Source organism: Bradyrhizobium sp. CCBAU 53338 (genome assembly GCF_015291665.1).
Lineage (GTDB): Bacteria > Pseudomonadota > Alphaproteobacteria > Rhizobiales > Xanthobacteraceae > Bradyrhizobium.
On sequence record NZ_CP030049.1, the window covers coordinates 759,090 to 780,314 of the forward strand.

Consider the following 21,225-nt stretch of genomic DNA (forward strand, 5'->3'; position numbering starts at 1 on the left):
GCGCGGGTCGATGATTTACACAAAAGATCTTGTCCACGCTTTCGCACCTCATCGCAGGAATGCGCTCGTCGTCTCGGGTCGCTCGGGTCAATATTGGTTGGACATCAGCGAAGGAGGTGCGGACCTTCCAGTCGGTGATCCTTCCATGGGCGGTCATGCCGGCTTTAGTTTTGGGCTCGCATTGGCCCAACCTGAGAAGCCGGTAGTCGTTTTCGATTCTGAGGGCGATCTACTAATGAACCTCAGCATCTTGACAACGATCGCCGAAAAGGCGCCTCGAAACTACTACTACTTCTTGATGGACAACGAATGCTATGCCACAACTGGTGGACAGCCCGTACCGAACGCGAAGAACGTTGCTTATGACCTTGTGGCTCGCGGATGTGGCATCAATCGCACTTATTTTTTCGATGATCTAGCCACATATACTGCCGCCCTGCCAGAAATCCTGGCGAAGGACGGGCCCGTCTTCGTCTGGAATAAGATCCACCCAGAAATCGAAAACCGTCCGCCAGGTCAGCGCGCGCCGTGGCGTAAGCGTAGTCCGGCAAAAGTGGTGGCCGACACACGAAAATTCCTCGGAGTGACCCGATGACTGGGCACACCCCAATAAGGCTGTTTATCGGTGGAAAATGGATCGAACGTAACGGCGCTCCGATATTGAACCCCGCAAACGAAGCCGTGCTGGGGATCGTTCCTATGGCAAGGGAGGCCGATCTTGCCGCTGCCGTCGATGCTGCAACGAACGGCTTCAACGTTTGGTCACTGACCTCAGCGGCCCGGCGATCCGAGATAATTCGTCAAGCCGCGGCGAACCTGCGTGCGAATGCCGATGTGGTGGCCCGCGATATCACTCTGGAGCAAGGCAAGCCGCTACGCGACGCGCAGACCGAAGTTCGGCGGGCATGTCAGGTGTTGGAATGGGATGCGGAAGAAGGACGCCGACTTTACGGCAGGACCATTCCGTCCGAGCCCGGGTATCGAAACACCGTGCAACTCTATCCGATTGGCCCTGTAGCGGCCTTTAGTCCTTGGAACTATCCCTTAAGTTCAGTCGCCCGGAAGGTTGGCGGTGCGCTATCGGCAGGCTGCAGTCTCGTCCTGAAAGCTTCTGAGGAAACACCGGCGGCTGCCGTGCATCTGGCGGAAGCCTTTGTGAAAGCCGGACTGCCAGATGGCGTGTTGAATTTGGTATTCGGCATTCCCGCAGATATCTCGCGCTATTTGATAGGACACCCGTCAATCAGACTGGTTGCGTTTACTGGCTCCGTTCCAGTTGGCAAGGGACTTGCCGCGCAAGCCGGAATGCATATGAAGCCCTGCATTATGGAATTGGGCGGGCATGCGCCGGTCATAATTTGTGACGATGTCGATCCGCTCGATTCAGCGAGCAGGTCGGTTGCCGCTAAAGCCAGCAACTCGGGCCAAATCTGTACATCACCGACACGCTGGTTCGTCCACGACTCCATTTATGGAGAGTTTGTCAACAACATGGGCGAGGCGGCTCGAAAAATTGAGGTCGGCAATGGCCTCGATCCGGCCACGCAGATGGGGCCCGTAGCCAATTCACGGCGCCTTGCTGCGATACAGGAACTCGTCAGCGAGGCGATCGCGAAAGGTGCCAGGCTTGTTGCCGGTGGGGAGCGCATCAAGAATAACGGCTACTATTGGCCTCTTACGGTATTGGCCGACGTGCCCGCGGATGCGCGTATTATGAAGGAAGAACCGTTTGGCCCAGTCGCACTCGTAAATTCGGTTACTTCGCTGCCAGACGCGATCAAGCGCGCCAACGAACTGCCCTATGGGCTTGCGGGTTACGCGATGACTCATTCGGCTGACTACGCCGGCTACATCGCCGACCACATGCAGGTCGGAAACCTTGCGATCAATCACTTCACGTCATCGCTGCCGGAGACGCCTTTTGGGGGAACAAAGGACTCGGGGTATGCGCGTGAGGGTGGGGCTGAGGGGTTGTTGAACTACACGATTGTACGCAGCATTTCATTCCTGGCGGGACCGCCCCGCAACTCAGTTCCTGCGCATCGTTAGAGCGGGCATACGAATGAAGCTCAAGATCGAAAACCTCTCGAAACGGTACGGTGCGTTCGACGCTTTGAAGCCGACGTCTCTCGATGTGGCCGAAGGAGAATTTCTGACTCTATTGGGCCCTTCTGGCTCCGGAAAGACGACGCTCCTAACCATGATCGCCGGACTAACCCCTCCAAACTCCGGCGAGATCTACATCAACGGTCGTCGAGCTACCAACGAGCCCGCGTTTTATCGGGATATTGGCATGGTCTTTCAGAACTATGCCTTGTTTCCTCATTTGAGTATCGCGGAAAACCTCGCATTTCCGCTGCGCATGCGGAAGATGCCGGAGGCTGATATACGCGACCGGGTAAAGTCGATGTTGGAGATCATCAGCTTACCTCACGTTGCCGAGCGTGTGCCCAAGGAGCTATCGGGTGGTCAGCAACAACGCGTGGCTCTCGCACGCGCAATGGTCTACCGGCCGTCGATCGTACTGATGGACGAACCTTTGGGCGCGCTGGATAAGAACTTGCGCGAGCAGATGCAGATCGAAATCAAGCATCTGCATAAGCGATTAAAGACGACCATCATCTACGTGACCCACGACCAAGAAGAAGCGTTGGCCATGTCAGATCGGATCTGTCTGATGAACGGTGGCGAGATCGAGCAACTGGCACCACCGAACGAAATTTACGATCGCCCCTCGACGGTCTTCGCCGCTAACTTCATCGGACAGTCCAATATCATGGCGGCTGGCGAAGTGAGCGATGCAAGCGGCAACGTGACGCCCATGCAGGCGGGAACGCGACTGATGGTTCGACCTGAATACGTTCGCGTCAACGCCGACGTCGTTCCCGCGCACCACCGGACCGAAGCGACGTTTATTGAGCGCATCAATATTGGGCCGACAACCCGGTACTTCTTCAAGTCGGCGTCCGATCGCGTCCTTTCAGCCCTTGTTCTGAATGCACAGGCTCCTCACGATATCGAGAACGGTCAACGTTGCATCTTGAGCTGGGCCGCCTCCCGGTCGGTAGAAATAAAGGATGTAGGAACGTGACAGATCGGACGACCATCCCGGGATCATGGCCGCGATCAGATCGGCGCCTACCTCTGAGCGAATTGCTAGCGCGCTGGCCGTTTCTTCAGATAGCACCGCTGCTGACGTTTCTATCCGTCGTATTTGTACTGCCTGTCGGCGGAATTCTTGTTCTCAGCCTCTTTGACGCTCACGGTGCGCTGACGCTAGAGAATTTTTCGCGAGTATTTAAGACCAATCTATACGTTAGCGTGCTCGTGCGAACGATTCAAACCGCTGCTTGGGCCACCGGGATCTGCCTGACGCTCGGTTACCCCGTTGCATATGCACTCTCCAAAGCAAATGCAGGGGTTCGAGCAGCAATCCTGACGTCCGTTCTGGTGCCGCTTTGGACTAGCTTTCTGATCCGCAATCTGTCACTGATTATTATCTTCGGTCGCCGCGGTTTGATCAACGTAACCGGCTTGAAGTTGAGCTGGCTCGATCATTCGATCGCCTTCCTCTACAACTGGAACGGCGTGATGATCGGCCTGAGCAGCTCGCTTTTGCCTTTGGCGATTATTACGATGTACTCCGTAATGGAGGGCATCGAGCCGAACTTGGAAAAAGCGGCGAGCACGCTGGGTGCCCGCCCCTCCCATGGTTTTTGGCGGGTCTATTTTCCTCTGTCGTTACCGGGAGTGGCGGCCGGCGGTATCTTGATCTTTGTGAGTGCTCTTGGGTTTTTCATCACGCCGCAGCTGCTCGGGAGTCCTCGGGAAACGATGATCGCTCAATTGATCATCGAACAAGTTACCGAGGTGTTGCACTGGAACTTCGCTGCGGCGATATCCGCCATGCTGTTGCTGGCAACACTTATTTCCTTCTTTCTGTTTGATCGGGTGGTTGGAATGCACATTCTGACCGGAGAAGAGGGCGACCAGCATCCGTCGAGACTGAACCGAATGCTCCGCCGTGGCGGAATGAAACTAATCAACGGAATTTCATGGATTACCGCCAGCTTCGGATTGGTCGCCGAAAAACTGACGGGACGGACGGTGAAGCTCAGGCAAAGGGTGAGTAGACCCATTCTGTCGATGGTTTCGCTGGCAATTGCGTTGTTCTTGATACTTCCGATCTTCTGTATCGTTCCGATTTCATTCTCTAACAGCCTTCTGTTCGGCTGGCCGCCCCAGGGTTTCTCACTCCGATGGTACACGTCGGTCCTTAGCTCACCAATCTGGGTATTGGCTTTCTGGCGATCGGTTGGCATCGCCGCCATCACCAGCTTGATGGCCATTGCCATCGCTATTCCGGCGGCACTATTTCTCGTTCGTCAAAAGACGAGGGCAAAGTTCCTGATAATTCTGCTGCTGACCATTCCGATTTTTCTGCCTCATATCATCACGGCGGTCGCGCTGTTCTACGCTTATGCCCGCTTCGGGCTGATTGGCACATGGGTCGGATTGATCATGGGGCATATGGTGTTTGCGCTGCCCTATGCCACGATGTCACTGATGGCCGTGCTCAAAAATTACAATCGTTCGTTGGACTATGCCGCATGGACGATGGGCGCGTCAAAATTCAAGACCTTCCGATATATCATGCTGCCGATCATCAAGCCTGGAGTTTATGGCGCGTTTCTTTTCGCATTCATCCAGTCGTTTGACGAAGTGACGATTTCTCTGTTTGTCACGGGAGGCAGCTTCACCACGCTTCCGAAGCAGCTATACCAACAGGCAGTGTACGGGGCGTCACCGGAGTTGGCAGCAGTGTCGACGCTACTCCTGGCGTTAATTCTCGGATTTATGCTCATAGCCAATTCCGTTGGCGGGACGTCCAGACGCGTGTAGCGCTTGCATCGGTTGGATGGGCCGACATTAGAGCCGTCAGTTCGAGGCAATGGTTAGTGAGGAGGCCAACAATGAATAGAAGGCAATTCGTCAAGATAGCTGCGCTATCCGGCGCGACTTTCCCACTACCCGCCATCGTCGGACGCGCATCGGCGGCCGGTGAGACCCTCTATGTTGCGGATGCGGGCGGTGCGTACACCGAGTCCTACAAGAAGGTTATCTATACGCCCTTTACTGCAAGCACGGGAATTGATGTCGTTCCGGTCGTTCGGCCAGCCCAAGCGCTGGCTCAGATGAAGACCATGGTGGAAACGCAGAACTATACGTTCGATGTGCATGGGGCCGCCGGTCTCGATGAAGGTGTCCGCTACGATGCTGAGGGGCTCAGCGAACGAATTGAGTTGCCGAGGTCAATATATGACGACCTTCCTGACTCCATCAGAAATGTTCCGGGCTTCTATCCGGACTCCGTTGCAGCGTTTGCGACGGTATATCGGCCGTTAGCGACAAAACGGGATCTGAAACGAGTTGCCGATATTTGGGACATGTCCATTCCGGGAGTTCGCTCGCTGCGTACTGGCGGTCGCGACAACATAGAATGGGCGCTTCGAGCGGATGGCGTTCCCGCGGGACCGGCCATTATCAATGAGCTGAAAACAAAAGCCGGGTGGGAGCGCGCATTTCGAAAATTGGATGAGATCAAACCGAAAATCCTGACTTGGTGGAGTACGGCCCCACAAAGCGCTCAGCTTCTGCAAGCTCAGGAGATCGATATTACAGCGACGTATGCGAACCGGGCTGCAACGCTGATCCGGCAAGGTGAGAACCTCAAAGTGCTTTGGAACGAAGGTTATTACACTGCCTATGGGTACGTCATCCCAAAAGGCAATCCAAAGGTCCATTTGGTGCAGAAGCTCATCGAGTTCTCATTGGATCCGAAGCGTCAAGCCGCGCTTGCTTCCGAGTTGATGCAAGGAAGCGCCTCGAAAAGTGCCTTCGAATTTATCGACAAGAAGGTGCTCGAGTACGTCCCGACGCAACCAGATAATTTCAAGCAGATGGTCCCGTTGGACGTGGCTTTTTGGGGAGAGAATCTCACGAAATCGAATGAGCTGTTCAATCAGTGGCTTGTGAAATGACGAATGATGATCGGCACTATCGGCAACGACCATCCCTTTGAACGCCCCGGGATGATTGCCTCCGACGACATTCGATGAAATCCGCGGTCGGCGTAAGTCGCTAACGGAAGGCCAGAAATGAACAGAAGAAAGTTTACTAAGACCACAATGCTGGCGGGCGCAACGTTAGCAGCACCCGCGATCATGGGTCGCGCTTCGGCAGCGGGCGAAACTCTCTACATTGCAGATGCTGGTGGCTCCGTATCTCAGATTTATAAGGAGCTCTTTTACACTCCTTTCACGGAGGCTACCGGCATCACGGTCGTTCCCGTGGTGCGAGCCGCGCAGCCGCTGCCCCAGATGCAGTCGATGGTCGACACGAAGAATTATATCTTCGATGCTTGCATTGGCGCAGGCATGGACGAAGCAGTTCGATATTTGGCTTTGGATTTGGTTGAAAAGATCACCCTTCCAAAACACCTGTATGACGACCTTCCGGTGGAGCTGAGGAACCTCGCCGGTTTTGTGCCCGACTCGATATCAGCCTATTCAACGGTTTATCGGACCTCCGCGACCGGGAAAGATCTGACTTGCGTTGCGGACATGTGGGACAAAGCGATCCCTGGCGTGCGGTCCCTCCGCAACAGCGGCCGGGACAACATCGAGTGGGCATTGCGCGCCGACGGCGTCAAGCCCGGCCAGGCCATCATAAACGAACTGAAAACAGATGCCGGTTGGATTCGGGCATTCAAGAAGCTCGATCAAATCAAACCGCGGATCGCTATGTGGTGGACGACGGCGCCGCAGAGCGCGCAGCTGTTACACAGCGGCGAAATCGACATTACCGCGACCTATGTCAACCGGGCAGCGGAGCTTATCGTGCAAGGAGAGGATCTTAAGATCCTATGGAATCAAGGCTATTACACCGCATATGGCTGGTCGATTCCGAAAGGGAATCCGAAGGTGGCGATGGTTCAGAAGCTCATCGAATTCACTCTTGATCCGAAGCGACAAGCCGCGCGTGCAGCGCGCGTCCTGAACGGAACGGCTTCGATCAGCGCCTACCAATATATCGACCCCAAGATCTTGTATTTGATCCCGACGCAGCCTGACAACTTTAAGCAGCTCGTGCCCCTCGATGTCAGCTTCTGGGGTGAAAACTTGTCCAAGTCGAATGAAATGTTCAACGCTTGGCTCATCAAATAAGAGGCTGCGACAGCCGAGCCCGCGCGCAGACGGGTCGAAAGCCTGGCGTCGTTCTCACGGACTAGGAAGCGGTGACTAATTTGAATACACGAAGCAGATCGAAGCGGGTTGGCAAGATTCAGGTCGATGTCTCCGAGAGCATGGCTCAAAAAGCAAAGTTGAGAGTGGCCTCAGGCAAGCGCGTTATCAGCCTTGCACAGGGCGAACCTGACTTCGATACGCCAGAGCACGTTCAGGAAGCGGCAATTGCGGCGATCCGAGCTGGAGAAACCCGCTATACCATCAATACGGGTACCATTCAGCTGCGCGAGGCCATCTCGCGCAAGCTGAGACGCGACAACGACTTGGAATACGGAGTCAATCAGATCGTGGTCGCTCCGGGCGCGAAACCAAGTATATATAATGCCTTCGCCGCAACCTTAAACGACGGCGACGAGGTCATTATACCTGCACCCTATTGGGTGCCGATGCCAGACATGGTGCGGCTCGCCGGCGGACAGCCGGTGATAGTCGCGTGCGGCGTCGAAAGTGACTTCAAGATGCAGCCTGGACAACTACAGGCGGCCATCACACCTCGGACGCGTTGGCTTCTTTTGAATTCGCCAAACAATCCGTCGGGATCAATTTACTCAAAGGCGGAATTGCTTTCCTTCGCCGAAATATTGCGTCGCCATCCTAACGTCCTTGCTTTGTCAGATGACATCTATGAGCACATTCGGTTTGATGGGCGGCCGTTTTACACCTTGGCGCAGATTGCGCCCGATTTGCGGGAGCGCATCCTGACGGTCAACGGCGTTTCCAAAGCATACGCCATGACGGGTTGGCGTATCGGCTATTGCGCCGGGCCGGATTGGCTGATCAGGGACATTACTCGAGTCTTGTCGCAAGCGACGGGTGGCGCATGTTCAATCGCGCAGGCTGCTGCTCTGGCCGCACTCGAAGGGCCACAAGATTTCTTAGCCCAGCGCGTAGCTGTGTTCCACCGGCGGCGAGATTTTGTCTTACCGATCATCAAGGCAATTCCAGGTCTTTCCGCCGAGCGCCCTGAGGGAGGGTTCTATATCTTTGTGAGCTGTACCGATCTGATTGGGAAAACGACGCCGGCAGGCGGCCGAATCTCGTCTGATAGCGTTCTGTGCGATTACTTACTGGCCGAGGCCGACATCGCAGTTGTACAAGGCGCGGCCTATGGCCTTTCTCCTTACTTCCGTATCTCCATCGCGTCGTCGGACGACGACTTGCGTACCGCCGTGGCAGCGATCCGCTCCGCGGTTCTAGCCTTACGCTGAACCAAATTCGAAGTATCATAATATGAACGAGATCACTTCCAGTGCCGCCGAGGCGACGCGATCACGTCCACCCGTGACCGCCTTCCTTGCTGATTGGGTTACGAAACTGCGCTTTTCCGACATCCCGACAGAGGCGGTGGAGACGACCAAGCGCGCTTTCGCAGACACGTTGTCTGTGACGCTTGCGGGCGCAGGCGAGGCGGCCGCAAGCAGGGCGCGTCAAGCTTTGGTCGATGAACCCGGCAAATCGCTGGTTATCGGCACTTCCTTGCGCACGACGGCGAGAACGGCGGCTTTTCTCAATGGTGTGGCAGCTCATGTGCACGATTTCGATGACGGCAACGCGACTATGCTTGGCCATCCATCCACTGGCATGGTTCCGGCGCTTCTTGCGCTGGCCGACGAGCGCAACGTTTCGGGCGAACAACTGATCACCGCGTATGTGGCTGGGATGGAAGTCGGCGCCAAGATTGCGCGGGCGATGACCTACCAACATAATGCCAACGGTTGGCATACGACGTCGACTTTCGGAACCTTCGCAGCGACGGCTGCATCGGCAAAGCTGTTGGGTTTGGACGCGCAGCAGACCAGAGATGCGTTGGGGATCGCCGCCTCGATGGCTTGTGGCATCCGTCAGAACTTTGGAACGTCGACCAAGCCCGTCCACGCCGGCCGTGCTGCCGAGAACGGCGTAATGGCCGCAAAGCTGGCTCTGGCTGGCATCGACGCAAGCCCGACTGCCATCGAGGGTCATGAAGGTTTCATGCACCTATTCGGTGACTTGAGTGTGATCTGTTTTGAAGACGCAATGCGCGACATGGGAGCCCCCTTTGAAGTGATGCGCATCAACGTCAAGCTATATCCGGTTTGCGCGATGGTGCTCCCGGCTCTCGACGTGCTTGTCGAAGGCCTCCGAAATAAAGAGCTTGATCTGGCAGATATAACCTCGGTGCGTTGCGGCACCAGCTATCAAACGCTTAACATCATGCGTTATGATCGGCCTGAAAGTCACTTACAGGCAAAATTTAGCTACAGCTATTGCGTGGCTGTGGCACTGCGAAAAGGCGACGTCACGCTAGCCGATTTCACTCCCGATGCGCTCAAGGATCCCGCGACGCGCAAGATAATGGAGTCGGTTGAACCTTATGTTCATCCAGACCAGAGCACGCCAGAGCTTTTCGAGCCGCTCTACAGAGCCGGAAAAGCCTTTACCGAAGTTGATGTCATGCGGCGAGACGGGAGTCTCTTTAAACGGCGCAAATCCAATTATATCGGCTCGAGCAGCGACCCCGTCAGTTGGGAACATCTGGAGCGGAAATATCGGGCGTGTACTGATGGAATGTTCGATTCCGCCAGGTCGGATCTTATTTTGACACGTTTCCAACATTTGGACAGGCTGAACCGGGTCGGTACACCAATTCTATTGGGCCTTGAAGAGCTGCAGTGACGGACAAAGTACGGGCATGTGCGCAAAGCTAGTGGTTCTTGATGCACCGAGGGTCAGTCACTGCGGTGCTTCGGCTCTGCTGCTCGATGCCGAAGGGCCACTTTCGTTGCAAACGCAGCAACGCATTTGGGCGTTGGATAGAACGGTCCGGAATTGGCAAGAGGTGACTGACGCGCAGGTGGGATTGAACAGCCTCTTAATCGTTGTCGACCCTTTGACAACGGACACCGAGCCTTTGGCGATGAGATTTTTGGCGGAATGGAATGGAACGACCGCTTGGTCCGGTAATGGCCGCACACTCGAAATCGGGATCGTTTACGGGGGAGCTGCAGGTCGGCACCTGCGCGAAGTTGCCGATCGTCTCGGAGTATCGCCGAGCAGGGTGGCTGAATTGCATTCGGCAGGCAATTACACTGTCTTTGCGCCTGGAACGGGTCCAGGCTTCGGCTTTCTCTTCGGACTGGATAGACGGCTGCACCTGCCACGCCGGCCTGAACCTCAAATGGTACCCAATGGTCCAAATTTGAGCATGGCGGGAGCGCAGACGTCTCTTGGACCGCCGTTGAAGCCGGGGGAGGAGCCTTCGCTCGTTCCAAGCGGCTGGTACGCACTCGGACATGCACCGGCATCGCCCATACCGTTCGACTTCAGCAAAACGCCGCCCAACGTTCTTGACCTGGGAGACTGCATTCGTTTCCGAATCGAACGGGTTGAGACATGATCGAAGTGCTTCAAACGCTTCCCTTGAATTCTGTGCAGGATTTGGGGCGGATAGGGCAACGTCACCATGGAATTGCCCGAACGGGAGCGGCCGACCGGGTCGCTCTATCGGTGGGCAACATCTTGCTTGGAAATTCCACTGAGGCCGCCGGAATTGAGGTCCAGATGGGTCCCATGCGGTTGCTGTTCAATCAGCAAATCATGGTTGCACTGTGTGGGGCCGATTGTCAGGCCGTTCTCAACCAACGTCAAGTCGCACCATGGTCGCGTTTCGCGGTTGCGCCGGGCGACGAGCTGGCGATTGGACCGGCACGTATGGGGCTTAGAGCCTATCTTTGTGTGCCCGGAGGCATCGACGTTCCCGAGGTGCTGGGATCCCGCAGCACCTATTTCAGGCAACGCGTTGGTGGCCTGGAAGGGCGCATGCTTCGCGTAGGCGACAAGCTAGGCGCTCTGAAAAAGAGTGCGCAGCCGCAACCCGAACTCTCCGTCTTGCCGCCCGACAACGTTCTCGAACGCGGACTTCACGCATTAGCGGAGCAGGACGATATTGTTCTCCGCGTCGTTCGTGCCGGAGAATATGATGATTTCACATCTAGGTCGCAGCAAACGTTCTGGCGTGATCCCTGGAGGGTCTCCGCTCAGAGCAATAGAATGGGCTATCGATTGGATGGCGCCGAACTGATGCGTACCGACCCCGGAGAAATGCGATCATGTCCGATCACGCCCGGGGTGATCCAGGTGCCCCCAGGCGGGCGCCCTATCGTGCAATTGGTCGACGGCAACTCTGCGGGTGGCTATCCGAAAATTGGTTACGTCATAGAAGCCGATCTCTGGCGCGTCGCCCAAGCGCGGCCAGGCAGCGTGTTCCGTTTCGTGGAATGTTCGGTAACCGAAGCGCGTAAGGCTCTATCTGAGATCGTGAAATATTTGGACAGGCTGGGTTGCCTGATAGCGACGGCCGACAACGGCGGCGTACCAGCGCGCATTTCGCGAGAAACCGAGGCAGGGATGGCGAACGATGAAAATCGATATCAATTCTGACATCGGAGAAGGGTTCGGGCGTTGGCGGCTTTGCGATGACGCCGCTCTGATGGCGCTGATTTCGTCCGCGAATGTGGCCTGCGGTTTTCACGCGGGTGATGCGGTCATCATGACCGACATGGCGGCGCAGGCGAGAGCGCGGGGAGTGGCGCTAGGAGCGCATGTCGGCCTGCCCGATCTACTAGGCTTCGGTCGTGTTCCGATGAAGATTGATCCCCACGATATGCGGAAACACGCACTTTACCAGTTGGGCGCTCTCTCGGCGATCGCCAAGGCTGAAGGTTATAAGGTGACACATGCCGGTACGCATGGCGTCTTTGGCATGATGTCGCGCGAAACACCGGAATATCTTCAGCTCATCTTCGATGCTTTCAAAGCCTATGATCCCGACATCATCGTGCCGGGAGAACCCGGCAGCCCTTGGCAAGCTTACGCGCGGAAGATCGGGTTGCGGACTGTTGGACGAATTTATGCCGACCGGGCCTACGAGGAAGACGGCTCGCTCGTTTCGCGAAAGAAGCAGGGAGCAGTCATCAACGATCTCGATCAAATCGCCGCGAGAGCAAGCCAGTTCTTGAATGACGGCACGGTGACAGCTATCACGGGAAAACGAATCAAGTTGGATGCGAAAAGCATTCTGGTTCATTCAGATACGCCTGGCTCGGTCGAGATTGCCAAGACTTTGCGCGACACGATTGAGAGAGGCGGTGGACAAGTGACGCCACTGACAGAGCTTGTCGAATAGAACAGCGTTCATCGCGGAGCGTCACTTGACCGTAGCGGACGACGAAATTCAGATCCCGCTAGAGATCCTCGAACCCAAATTAGCTTCGGCCTTGCGCAGAGCGGGACTGTCGGAACCCATCGCACGAATCATTGCCGAAACGGTTGCCGGCGCCGAAATCGACGGCAGTAGAAGCCACGGGATCCATCGCTTGCCCGGCTATGTCTCAAGCATATCCAGCGGCTGGATTAATACTGCAGCTAAACCGGCTTGCGAGCAGACGCGGCCCGGCTGTTTGGCGGTTGAGGCTGACAACGGGTTTGCTCAACAAGCAACGCGCGCCTTCTCGAACCGTCTTGCTGGTATGGCTCGGAGCCAAGGTGTCGCGACGATGTTTGTCCGCAATTCGCATCATTTTGGTGCTTTGTGGCAGGACGTGGAACCCCTGGCGCGCGCCGGTCTGATCTCAATTGCGATGGTGAACAGTCGCAGCCATATGGCTGTTTGGCAGGGTAAGCGAAAGACGCTCGGCACCAATCCGATCGCATTTGCCTGTCCAAGGACAAACGCGCCGCCTTTGGTGTGGGACCAAGCTTCGAGCATCATGTCGCACGGCGACATCCTGCTGCACGCTGCCGCTGGTAGACCCGTTCCTTCAGGGGTCGGAATTAACAGGGACGGAGACGTAACTACTGATCCGGCGGCGATACTGGACGGGGGGGCGCTCCTGCCGTTCGGCGGAGCAAAAGGAGCGTCGCTTGCCTTTATGGCCGAGGTTCTGGTGGCGGCACTCTCCGGCGGCACCTTCGGATTTGAAGATTGTTCTTCCAACTTTCCTGGGGCGAAGACCTCGAATGCCGGGCAATTCATTTTGGCCCTTGATCCCGGTGCTGGCGGGAATGCTTCGTTCCAGGGACAGTTGGAGAGGCTAATAGCGGAATTGAAACACGCAGGATCAACTCGCATGCCGGCCGATAACCGCTATCGGCGTCGCCAAGCGGTGCATGAAAGCGGAATGCTGTCGGTCGATGCGCGCAATTGGGCGCGCGTTCTCAGTTTGGCGGAGGACTAGCGATCTTGATATCGCGAAGGCGACAAGTGTTGCCAAAAGCATCACCGAGACAATTGTGCCGGTTCCCCTGTTTCTGTCTCCATTAAAGCAAAAGGCGTTTCGATCGCTCTGGATCGCGACGATGATGTCGAATCTCGGGACGCTTGTGCAGTCGGTGGGCGCCAGCTGGGTCATGGCCACTATGATGGGTTCGCAGGCCATGGTGGCGCTGGTTCAGACAATGAATTCCCTTCCCGTGATGATCTTCTCGATGATAGCGGGTGCGCTGGCGGATAATTATAGTCGTCGTCGCATATTGATCATGGCACAAGGTGGCATGGTGTTAGTATCCGCGGTTCTCGCGACTTCTATCTGCTTCAATGTTCTGGATCCTTGGCTTCTTCTCGCCCTTACATTTCTAATCGGTTGTGGCAACGCGCTGTACAATCCCGCGTGGCAAGCCTCGATAGGCGATGTCATCTCAAAGGAAGATGTTGCCGGCGCGGTCGGTTTGAATGGGCTCAGCTTCAACATGATGCGCAGCGTTGGCCCTGCCTCGGGCGGATTGGTCGTCGTAGTGGCAGGGTCCGCCGCGGCGTTCGCTGCGAATGTTCTTCTCACACTGCCGCTGATAGGCGCGCTCTTGCATTGGAAGCCGCACTATCCAAAGCCGGAGCTCCCCCCGAGCATGTGGGAGCAGCGATTGGTGCCGGCCTTCGTTACATCAGGGTGTCTCCCCATCTTTTGAGAGTTCTCCTACGAACGGCGATCTTCAACTTGGCCGGTGTCGTCGTTTTGGCTCTGCTTCCGTTGGTTGCACGAGACACGTTGAAGGGAACGGCACTAACCTACGGCATGATGTTGGGCACTTTTGGCTTCGGTGCGATCGGCGGCGGCTTGGCAAACGCTGCCATTGTCCGCAAGTTCAATAACGAGGTTGTCATTCGCGCAACTTTCGCGAATTTTGCGCTCGCGCTCATCTTGTTGGGCGCTTCAACTTCGATGCCCCTTAGCTGCATCGCACTACTTGTCGCCGGTGCCTGTTGGGTCATTTCATTGTCCTTATTCAACGTCACCGTGCAACTGTCACGCCACGGTGGGTGGTTGGAAGAGCGCTCTCCTTCTATCAGACCGCGACTTTCGGCGGGATGGCCCTTGTATCCTGGCTTTGGGGCGAAGTTGCAGGTTCACACGGTCTTTCGATCGCCTTCGTGGCGGCAGGGACCGTAATGATGATCGGAGCGGTCTTGGGCTTTCAATATCCGCTTCACGCGTTGTCCGGCGATGATCTCGATCCCATCGGACCATTCCAAGCGCCCGAGCCTATGGTCGAGATCAAGCCGGATTCGGGGCCGGTCTTGGTCTTAATAGAGTATGAAATTGCCCACGAGGATACTCTTCGCTTTCTTGAGCTGATGCGAGAACGGCGTCGTATCCGTTTGCGTGACTGGGCCCGTCGTTGGGCCTTGTTACGAGACATTGAACGGCCACTCGTCTGGGTTGAAAGCTACTACTCGCCAACGTGGATCGAATATCTGCGTCATCATGGCCGCCGTGTACGGGCAGACGCTGACAACTTGGCGTCGCTTCGCAGTCTACATCGGGGGCCTAAGGATCTGCGTCGTGTGCATCGCCTGATTGATAGCCGGATTGTTCCCACGCGAAGCGATTTTCCGCCAAAACCCGAAGCAATGCTTTGATCTTGAGTACGATCCAAGCGCCCTCTCACCTTTCGACGCAGAAGTTGGTTGATTGTATCCAATAGCTAAGTTAAGTATGCACCAAGTCTCTCGCCCTGACTTTTTGCTGGTTCGTCATGTCCCAACTGCCCGCTTCAACCAAAGTGATCGTGATAGGGGGCGGAATTATCGGCAGTTCAACTGCTTACTACCTGGCCAAGCGAGGGGTTCCAACCTTGCTTTGCGAGAAGGGACTTATCGGAGCAGAGCAATCCGGACGCAACCAGGGTTGGGTTCGCGCTCAAAAGCGCGACGCTCAAGAAATGCCGTTGATCCGGGAAAGTTTGCGAATCTGGAACGATCTGGAGCGGCAGCTAGGCCAAAGTGTCGGCTTTAAACAGACGGGTATTTTGACGGTATTCAAGCGCGACGAGGAAGCAGAAGCTTGTGAAAGCTGGCTCGCCAACACCTGTCCCGACGATATCGTTGCTCGCATCGTTTCAGGGGCTGAATTGCGAGCCTTGCTGCCTGGCGCGTCAAGACCGTGGGCTTGCGGCCTGTATTCTCCCAATGACGGCAGGGCGGAGCCATCATTGGCAGCTGCTGCGTACGCAAGCGCGGCGAGGGCGCTCGGCGCGCAGATTGTCGTGTCATGCGCTGTGAGAGGAATTGAAACCCGGGCGGGACGCATTTGTGGCGTTGTGACGGAGCTCGGGCCAGTATCTTGCGAAGCAGTTGTTTTGGCGGGCGGAGTTTGGTCTTCGCTCTTTTGTAACAATATGGGTTTGCGGTTGCCGCAACTCAAGACAATGTCGAGCCTTGTCCGAGCGTACCCGTTGGAAGGGGCTCCAAAAACGTCGATCAAGGGCCCCGATTTTTCGATCCGCACTCGGCACGATGGAGGGTTCACCATAGGTTACGGCGCGTGGAATCGAACGGAAATCGTGCCCGACAGTTTCCGCTATCTCGTCGACTATTTGCCGATGATTTTGACTGGTGGAAACAATGTACGGCTGCGTCTGGGGCGGCGCACGCTTGCGGAGCTGTTTCAGAAATCGCGCTGGCGCATGGATGAACAAACGCCTTTTGAACAGACACGTGTCCTGGATCCCGTGCCATCACTATACGATCTTCGTCAGGCGCAGCGTAATATCAGTCGCGAGTTTCCCGTATTCGCCAATATGAGAGTTGCCGCAACCTGGGCCGGCCTGATCGATGTCATGCCCGATACAAAGCCGGTCATTGGGGCAGTGGACACCATTCCGGGATTTTTTATCAGTAGCGGGTACTCCGGTCACGGCTTTGGGATTGGTCCTGCGGCCGGGCATCTGACGGCTGATCTGGTTACTTCCGAAAAACCTATCGTCGATCCTTCTCCTTTTACTTTCAACCGGCTGTCGAGCGTCAAACGCCAGCCGGCTTTCGCACAGTAGAACGGATATGTATCGCGCAAGCACGTATCAGATGCGAAGCGGTTGGAACGCGATGCTACCGCCTCGCATTTGCCGGCCCGCCCTCAACGGAAAGCTGAGCGTCGATCATGCCGTTGTAGGCGCAGGTTTCACTGGGCTCGCTGTTGCAAGAAGGCTCAAAGAGCTGGAACCCGAAACTGATATTCTCATCATTGACGGCGGAACAGTTGGCGAGAATGCTTCAGGTCGGAATTCCGGCTTTTCTGGCAGCGATCTGCCAACGGTGAGTATGGCATCGGCCAGCAGAGCTGACGCCTCAGCCGATGCTCTAAGCAAACAGAACGTCATAGCCGTATTTGATGCCGAGGGTTTGGCTTGGCTGAAAGACCTCGTGGCCCGGTACGGGATCGATTGCGGGCTTCGACAGGTCGGTTCGTTCAAGGCCGCTGTAAGCGAGCGAGCCGCTGCGGCTCTGTTGAGAATGAGCGAGAGCGCATCGACACAGGGCCGCACGCTTCCGGTTTACAAACAAGATGCTTTGGAAGAGCTAACCGGCACATGCTTTTATCGGTTGGCCATTCGATCCGAGTCTACACATCTATTTCAGCCGGCTGCGCTCGTGCGCGGTCTGGCAGATCATCTACCTTCTGACATTGTCTTTCATGAAGGAACCACTGTCAGCAACATCGAAAAAGTAGGTGAGCGTTGGCACTTGACTTGTCCGCAGGCGCGGATATCCGCGCGGAACGTCATCCTGGCCAACAATGCCTTTGTTAAGCTGCTGGGATACGGCAAAGATCGGTTGGTTTCCTTATTTACTTATGTGGGCGTGACGGAAAGGCTGGGCAACAGGGCACGTCTGCTCGGTAGTCTTCCGGAATGGGGCATGACGTCGGCCCAACGGGCCGGTGGTAGCACCCTTCGTAGACTTTCCGACGGACGCTGTATGATCCGCAGCCTCTATTCCTATGAGGCCGAGCTCAAGGAGAGCGTAATCCGACGAAGATTGCTCGATCGGTTTCGCCGTCGTTATCCGCATCTTGCGGATATCGACTTCGAATACGTATGGGGCGGAGTTACCGACGTCACGCGTGGAGGCGCTCCATTTTGGGGAGAGCTGGAGCAGGGGCTTTTTATAAGTGCCGGCTATAACGGCTCTGGTGTCGCGAAAGGTACCGCATTGGGGCGCCGTCTTGCCGAACTAGTCGCCGGCAAAGTCGCACAAGAAACGGTGACTGGACCGCTCGGCCGTCCCGGATGGCTGCCGCCCGAGCCATTCAGATTCGTCGGCGTGCGTGGCACGGCAATGTACGAGGAATTCCGTGCCGGTGCAGATGCAACCTGATCTCAAAGTTGGACCAGCAGGATAGGGAAATGGTGGTGATGAAGGAGTCCACTCGACTGCTGTTCTTCGGCGGGGGAAATATGGGTTCGGCTCTTATCCGAGGAGTACGCCAAGCACTACCTAATTTAAAATTGATCTTGGTTGATCCGGATGTCGGCCGAGTGGAAGACGCTGTGCGTGGTCTTCAAGGCGTATCAATCTTGCCGGACGCTCCGAGTTCATCATCAGGCTACGATCTGCTCGTATTGGCGGTGAAGCCGCAGAATGTTGCAACTTTCTCTGATGGACATCGACGCTTGCTGGCCGAGAGTCCGGTTCTTTCGGTTATGGCCGGCATGCCGCTTGGGCGATTAATGGAGGTATGCGGCAGTGCGAGAGTGGCGCGCGTTATGCCCAACCTTCCTGCGTTTGTTGGTCAAGGGACGAGCCTCGGCGTAACCGGGCAGACGTTTCCAATCTCGGCAAAAACGGCCGTAGAGCAAGTCTTCGCGCCAGTCGGCAAATTTGAATGGGTGGTGGACGCGGCATTGATTGACAAGGCTATGCCGTTCTACGCCTGCGCGCCTCGCTATATTTTCGCTTTTGCTGAGCAGCGGCGCAAGCGGCTGGCGAGGCTGGATTTTGATACAGAATTCGCTCAGTTGCTCGTTGCGCAGACGATGTTGGGTTCGGCGGCGATGTTAGCAGCTGATCCGCGCTCGCCTTCCGAGCTCAAGCGAGCCGTCATAAGTCCGGGAGGGACCACTGAGGCTGGCGTGATCGAAATGGAGCGTGAGGGGGCCCTTCCCAAGATAGTACGCGCTGCAACCAGCGCTGCGTATCGACGGAGTGTCGAACTAAGAAAAAGTTAGATTTGGGATCGCAAGACGATTGGGAGGTTCGAAAGTGTACGGCGAATTCTCGCCGAACTGGATGCGTAAGCGGCCGGATCGCGCTGCCGCGCACCGAAGGCGCGATTTGAAAAATGGCGGACCTATGCCAATCGAGCTCGAACCGAATTGGCCGGACAAAAACGTCTGGTCGGCATAATCGATAGATAAGCAAAAGGAAGCAAAATGAACGCGAAAAGAGCGTCAGACTCTCAAAAGCAGCGACCGGAAGTCGGCCGCATCCTTGCTGACTTCTGCGCGGAGCTGAAGTTCGAATCAATGTCCGCTGCCGCCGTCGAGGCCGCAAAGAGGGGCATTGCCGACACGTTGTCTGTTGCCCTAGCGGCGAAAGCTGAGGAAGTTGCGGGAGTCATGGGCGGGTTCTTCGCCGAAGAACCAGGAAAGGCACGTGTCTGGAATACTGCGCTGCGAACGACAGCTCGAAATGCTGCTCTGGCCAATGGCGCTATGGCTCATGCGCATGACTTCGACGACGGTAATTATGCGATGGTGGGGCATCCATCCGCCCCAGTATTGCCCGCTATCCTTGCGCTCGCAGACGAACTGGCAGCTTCGGGTGCAGATATCATTGCGGCCTATGCGGCCGGTGTCGAGATGGAAGGCCGTCTCGGCATCGCCGTAACCTATGAACACAATGGTCGTGGCTGGCACACAACTTCCTCGCTCGGGACATTCGGAGCTGCCGCTGCCGCCGGAAACCTGTTGGGGCTTGATGGCAAGCTCATGCTAGAAGCCTTCGGAATTGCAGCCTCGCTTGCATCTGGATTACGTCAAAACTTCGGATACATGACCAAACCGCTACATGCAGGATTCGCAGCGCAGAACGGCGTCCTTGCCGCCAAACTTGCTAAGGCCGGAATGCGATCAAGCCCTAATGCGATCGAGGGGCACGAGGGGTTTTTCGATCTCTTTACAGATCCAGAAAAGCTGAACGCGGACGAAGCAATCCGCGATCTTGGCCTATCCCTCGAACTCATCCGCAATAACCCCAAGCTTTATCCGACATGCTCGCTTGTACATCCGGCCCTGGATCTTGTAACGGAGGGTATTGCGAGTGGCGAAATCGTGGCGGACGACCTCGAGGTCATCAATGTGGGCGTCAGCTACCATGCTTTGAATTTAATGCGATACAACGATCCGAAAGATGCACTGCAGGCGAGGTTCAGCATCCCGTATTGCATAGCGGCGGCATTGGCGCATGGCGACGTAACGCTTGGGAGTTTTTCCGACCAGTCCGTTGCCGGAAATGAGATCCGCGGCCGCATGGGCAAAGTCAATGCCTATGTTCATCCCGACCTGTCAACCAAGGAGCAGTTCGAAAAGGTCTATACCAAAGGAGCCGCCTTTACCGAAATCGAAGCGGTTCACAAGTCGGGGAAGATCCATCTCAAGCGGCAAAGCGTGGCGGTCGGCAACCATCAATATCCGGCTCCGCCTGAAAGGCTCCGACGAAAATTCGAAACGTGTGCAGCGCTTTCTGTTGGAAAGCCGAAAGCCAGGGATCTTTGGAATATGCTGATGAAACTCGAAACTGTGCAGTGGTCGGAAGTCGATAGCCTTCTGGATGAGTAGTCAATACAATCTGTCAGAATCAACATCTGCTGGTGGTGGGTATTTAGGGAGAACAACGGAGGTCGGAAGGCCCAGAAACGCTTGATGTTCGGGTGAGCGAATTGCTTTCGTCCTCCTTTTGTATATAATTTCGGCAAAGAGGATACATTTGAGGCGAAGTTTGTGACAGAACTGGACAATCAACAAAGGCCTTCGGCGACTGAGACGGTGAGAAAGCTTCTCCGGGCTGACATTCTTGCTGGGACATTCGCCCCCGGCGAGCAGCTTCGCCAAGAGGAATTGGCGGACAAATTCGGAACGAGCCGCATTCCGGTAAGGGAGGCCTTGCGACACCTCGAGGCGGAGGGTCTGGTCACGCTCCTAAACAATCGGGGCGCCAAGGTAGTCTCATTCACTTCGGCCGAGGTGATCGAATTGATGGAAATTCGCATTGCGCTGGAGTGCCGCGCGTTGCGTCTAGCCATTCCTAATATGATTCAGAGTGATTTTGATGAGGCCAAACGTATTCTCGTGGAATACGACAAGAAAAGCGACCCCGCTCAATGGGCGGAGATGAACTGGAAGTTTCACGAAACCCTCTATATCCCCTGTAATCTACCTAGATTGCTGTCTCTTATCGAAGGCAACTACGGGCAGGTGAGCTTGTTCGTCCGGGCACAAGTCTCTATGGCGTCAGGCAAGAAAACGCCGCAAGAAGAGCATGTGGATATCTTAAAAGCTTGCCGCGCCGGGAACGTTGAAAAGGCCGTCGATCTTCTCGAAGCACATATCTCTAACACCAAGAAGGCGCTCATGGTGCAGCGCCGTAGGAGTCGGTGAGCGCTCC

At 55.9% G+C, this 21,225-nt stretch carries 17 protein-coding genes and 1 pseudogene; all 18 read left to right on the forward strand.

Annotated features, from left to right (window positions below):
- Positions 1-10: 10 nt before the first annotated feature.
- The 18 genes and pseudogenes from XH90_RS37730 to XH90_RS37815 all read left to right on the forward strand — a co-directional run bounded on the left by XH90_RS37730 (position 11) and on the right by XH90_RS37815 (position 21,218).
- On the forward strand, positions 11-595 hold the full coding sequence (locus XH90_RS37730; RefSeq protein ID WP_128929626.1) for a thiamine pyrophosphate-dependent enzyme: 585 nt from the start codon (positions 11-13) through the stop codon (positions 593-595).
- Positions 592-2,049, forward strand: a complete 1,458-nt coding sequence (locus tag XH90_RS37735; RefSeq protein ID WP_128955180.1) for an NAD-dependent succinate-semialdehyde dehydrogenase — start codon at positions 592-594, stop codon at positions 2,047-2,049. The genes XH90_RS37730 and XH90_RS37735 overlap by 4 nt, the downstream gene beginning before the upstream one ends.
- A 13-nt stretch (positions 2,050-2,062) precedes the next feature.
- A complete protein-coding gene (locus tag XH90_RS37740; RefSeq protein ID WP_128955179.1) occupies positions 2,063-3,091 on the forward strand; it encodes an ABC transporter ATP-binding protein in 1,029 nt (342 codons plus the stop codon).
- Entirely contained in the window at positions 3,088-4,902 is a 1,815-nt protein-coding gene (locus XH90_RS37745; protein ID WP_164933842.1) for an ABC transporter permease subunit, read from the forward strand. Before XH90_RS37740 ends, XH90_RS37745 begins: the two co-directional genes overlap by 4 nt.
- A 71-nt stretch (positions 4,903-4,973) precedes the next feature.
- Positions 4,974-6,041, forward strand: a complete 1,068-nt coding sequence (locus tag XH90_RS37750; protein ID WP_128929622.1) for an extracellular solute-binding protein — start codon at positions 4,974-4,976, stop codon at positions 6,039-6,041.
- A gap of 117 nt (positions 6,042-6,158) precedes the next feature.
- A complete protein-coding gene (locus tag XH90_RS37755; RefSeq protein ID WP_128929621.1) occupies positions 6,159-7,226 on the forward strand; it encodes an extracellular solute-binding protein in 1,068 nt (355 codons plus the stop codon).
- 71 nt (positions 7,227-7,297) lie between these two features.
- The gene (locus tag XH90_RS37760) at positions 7,298-8,515 is read left to right on the forward strand and encodes a pyridoxal phosphate-dependent aminotransferase (protein WP_128929620.1); all 1,218 of its coding nucleotides are present in this window, start codon (positions 7,298-7,300) and stop codon (positions 8,513-8,515) included.
- A gap of 22 nt (positions 8,516-8,537) precedes the next feature.
- Positions 8,538-9,962: an MmgE/PrpD family protein gene (locus XH90_RS37765; protein ID WP_128929619.1), complete on the forward strand. Its 1,425-nt coding sequence runs from the start codon at positions 8,538-8,540 to the stop codon at positions 9,960-9,962.
- A 16-nt stretch (positions 9,963-9,978) separates the two neighbouring features.
- Entirely contained in the window at positions 9,979-10,683 is a 705-nt protein-coding gene (locus tag XH90_RS40065; RefSeq protein WP_128929618.1) for a carboxyltransferase domain-containing protein, read from the forward strand.
- A complete protein-coding gene (locus XH90_RS37775; protein ID WP_128929617.1) occupies positions 10,680-11,726 on the forward strand; it encodes a biotin-dependent carboxyltransferase family protein in 1,047 nt (348 codons plus the stop codon). The genes XH90_RS40065 and XH90_RS37775 overlap by 4 nt, the downstream gene beginning before the upstream one ends.
- The gene (locus XH90_RS37780; RefSeq protein WP_128929616.1) at positions 11,704-12,471 is read left to right on the forward strand and encodes a LamB/YcsF family protein; all 768 of its coding nucleotides are present in this window, start codon (positions 11,704-11,706) and stop codon (positions 12,469-12,471) included. The genes XH90_RS37775 and XH90_RS37780 overlap by 23 nt, the downstream gene beginning before the upstream one ends.
- 25 nt (positions 12,472-12,496) lie before the next feature.
- Positions 12,497-13,522, forward strand: coding sequence for an Ldh family oxidoreductase (locus tag XH90_RS37785; RefSeq protein WP_164933844.1), 1,026 nt, complete (start codon positions 12,497-12,499; stop codon positions 13,520-13,522).
- A 124-nt stretch (positions 13,523-13,646) separates the two neighbouring features.
- A pseudogene (locus XH90_RS37790) lies at positions 13,647-15,201 on the forward strand (MFS transporter).
- A gap of 116 nt (positions 15,202-15,317) precedes the next feature.
- Positions 15,318-16,613 carry an FAD-binding oxidoreductase gene (locus XH90_RS37795; RefSeq protein WP_128929614.1) on the forward strand — a complete coding sequence of 432 codons (1,296 nt, stop codon included), beginning with the start codon at positions 15,318-15,320 and terminating at the stop codon, positions 16,611-16,613.
- Positions 16,614-16,620: 7 nt separating this feature from the next.
- Complete coding sequence (locus tag XH90_RS37800) at positions 16,621-17,937, forward strand: FAD-binding oxidoreductase (protein WP_128929613.1); 1,317 nt, start codon at positions 16,621-16,623, stop codon at positions 17,935-17,937.
- A gap of 29 nt (positions 17,938-17,966) precedes the next feature.
- Positions 17,967-18,788, forward strand: a complete 822-nt coding sequence (locus XH90_RS37805; protein ID WP_164933845.1) for a pyrroline-5-carboxylate reductase — start codon at positions 17,967-17,969, stop codon at positions 18,786-18,788.
- Between the two features lie 204 nt (positions 18,789-18,992).
- Complete coding sequence (locus XH90_RS37810) at positions 18,993-20,399, forward strand: MmgE/PrpD family protein (protein ID WP_128929611.1); 1,407 nt, start codon at positions 18,993-18,995, stop codon at positions 20,397-20,399.
- Positions 20,400-20,561: 162 nt separating this feature from the next.
- Complete coding sequence (locus XH90_RS37815; protein WP_128929610.1) at positions 20,562-21,218, forward strand: GntR family transcriptional regulator; 657 nt, start codon at positions 20,562-20,564, stop codon at positions 21,216-21,218.
- The last annotated feature ends 7 nt before the right edge of the window (positions 21,219-21,225 follow it).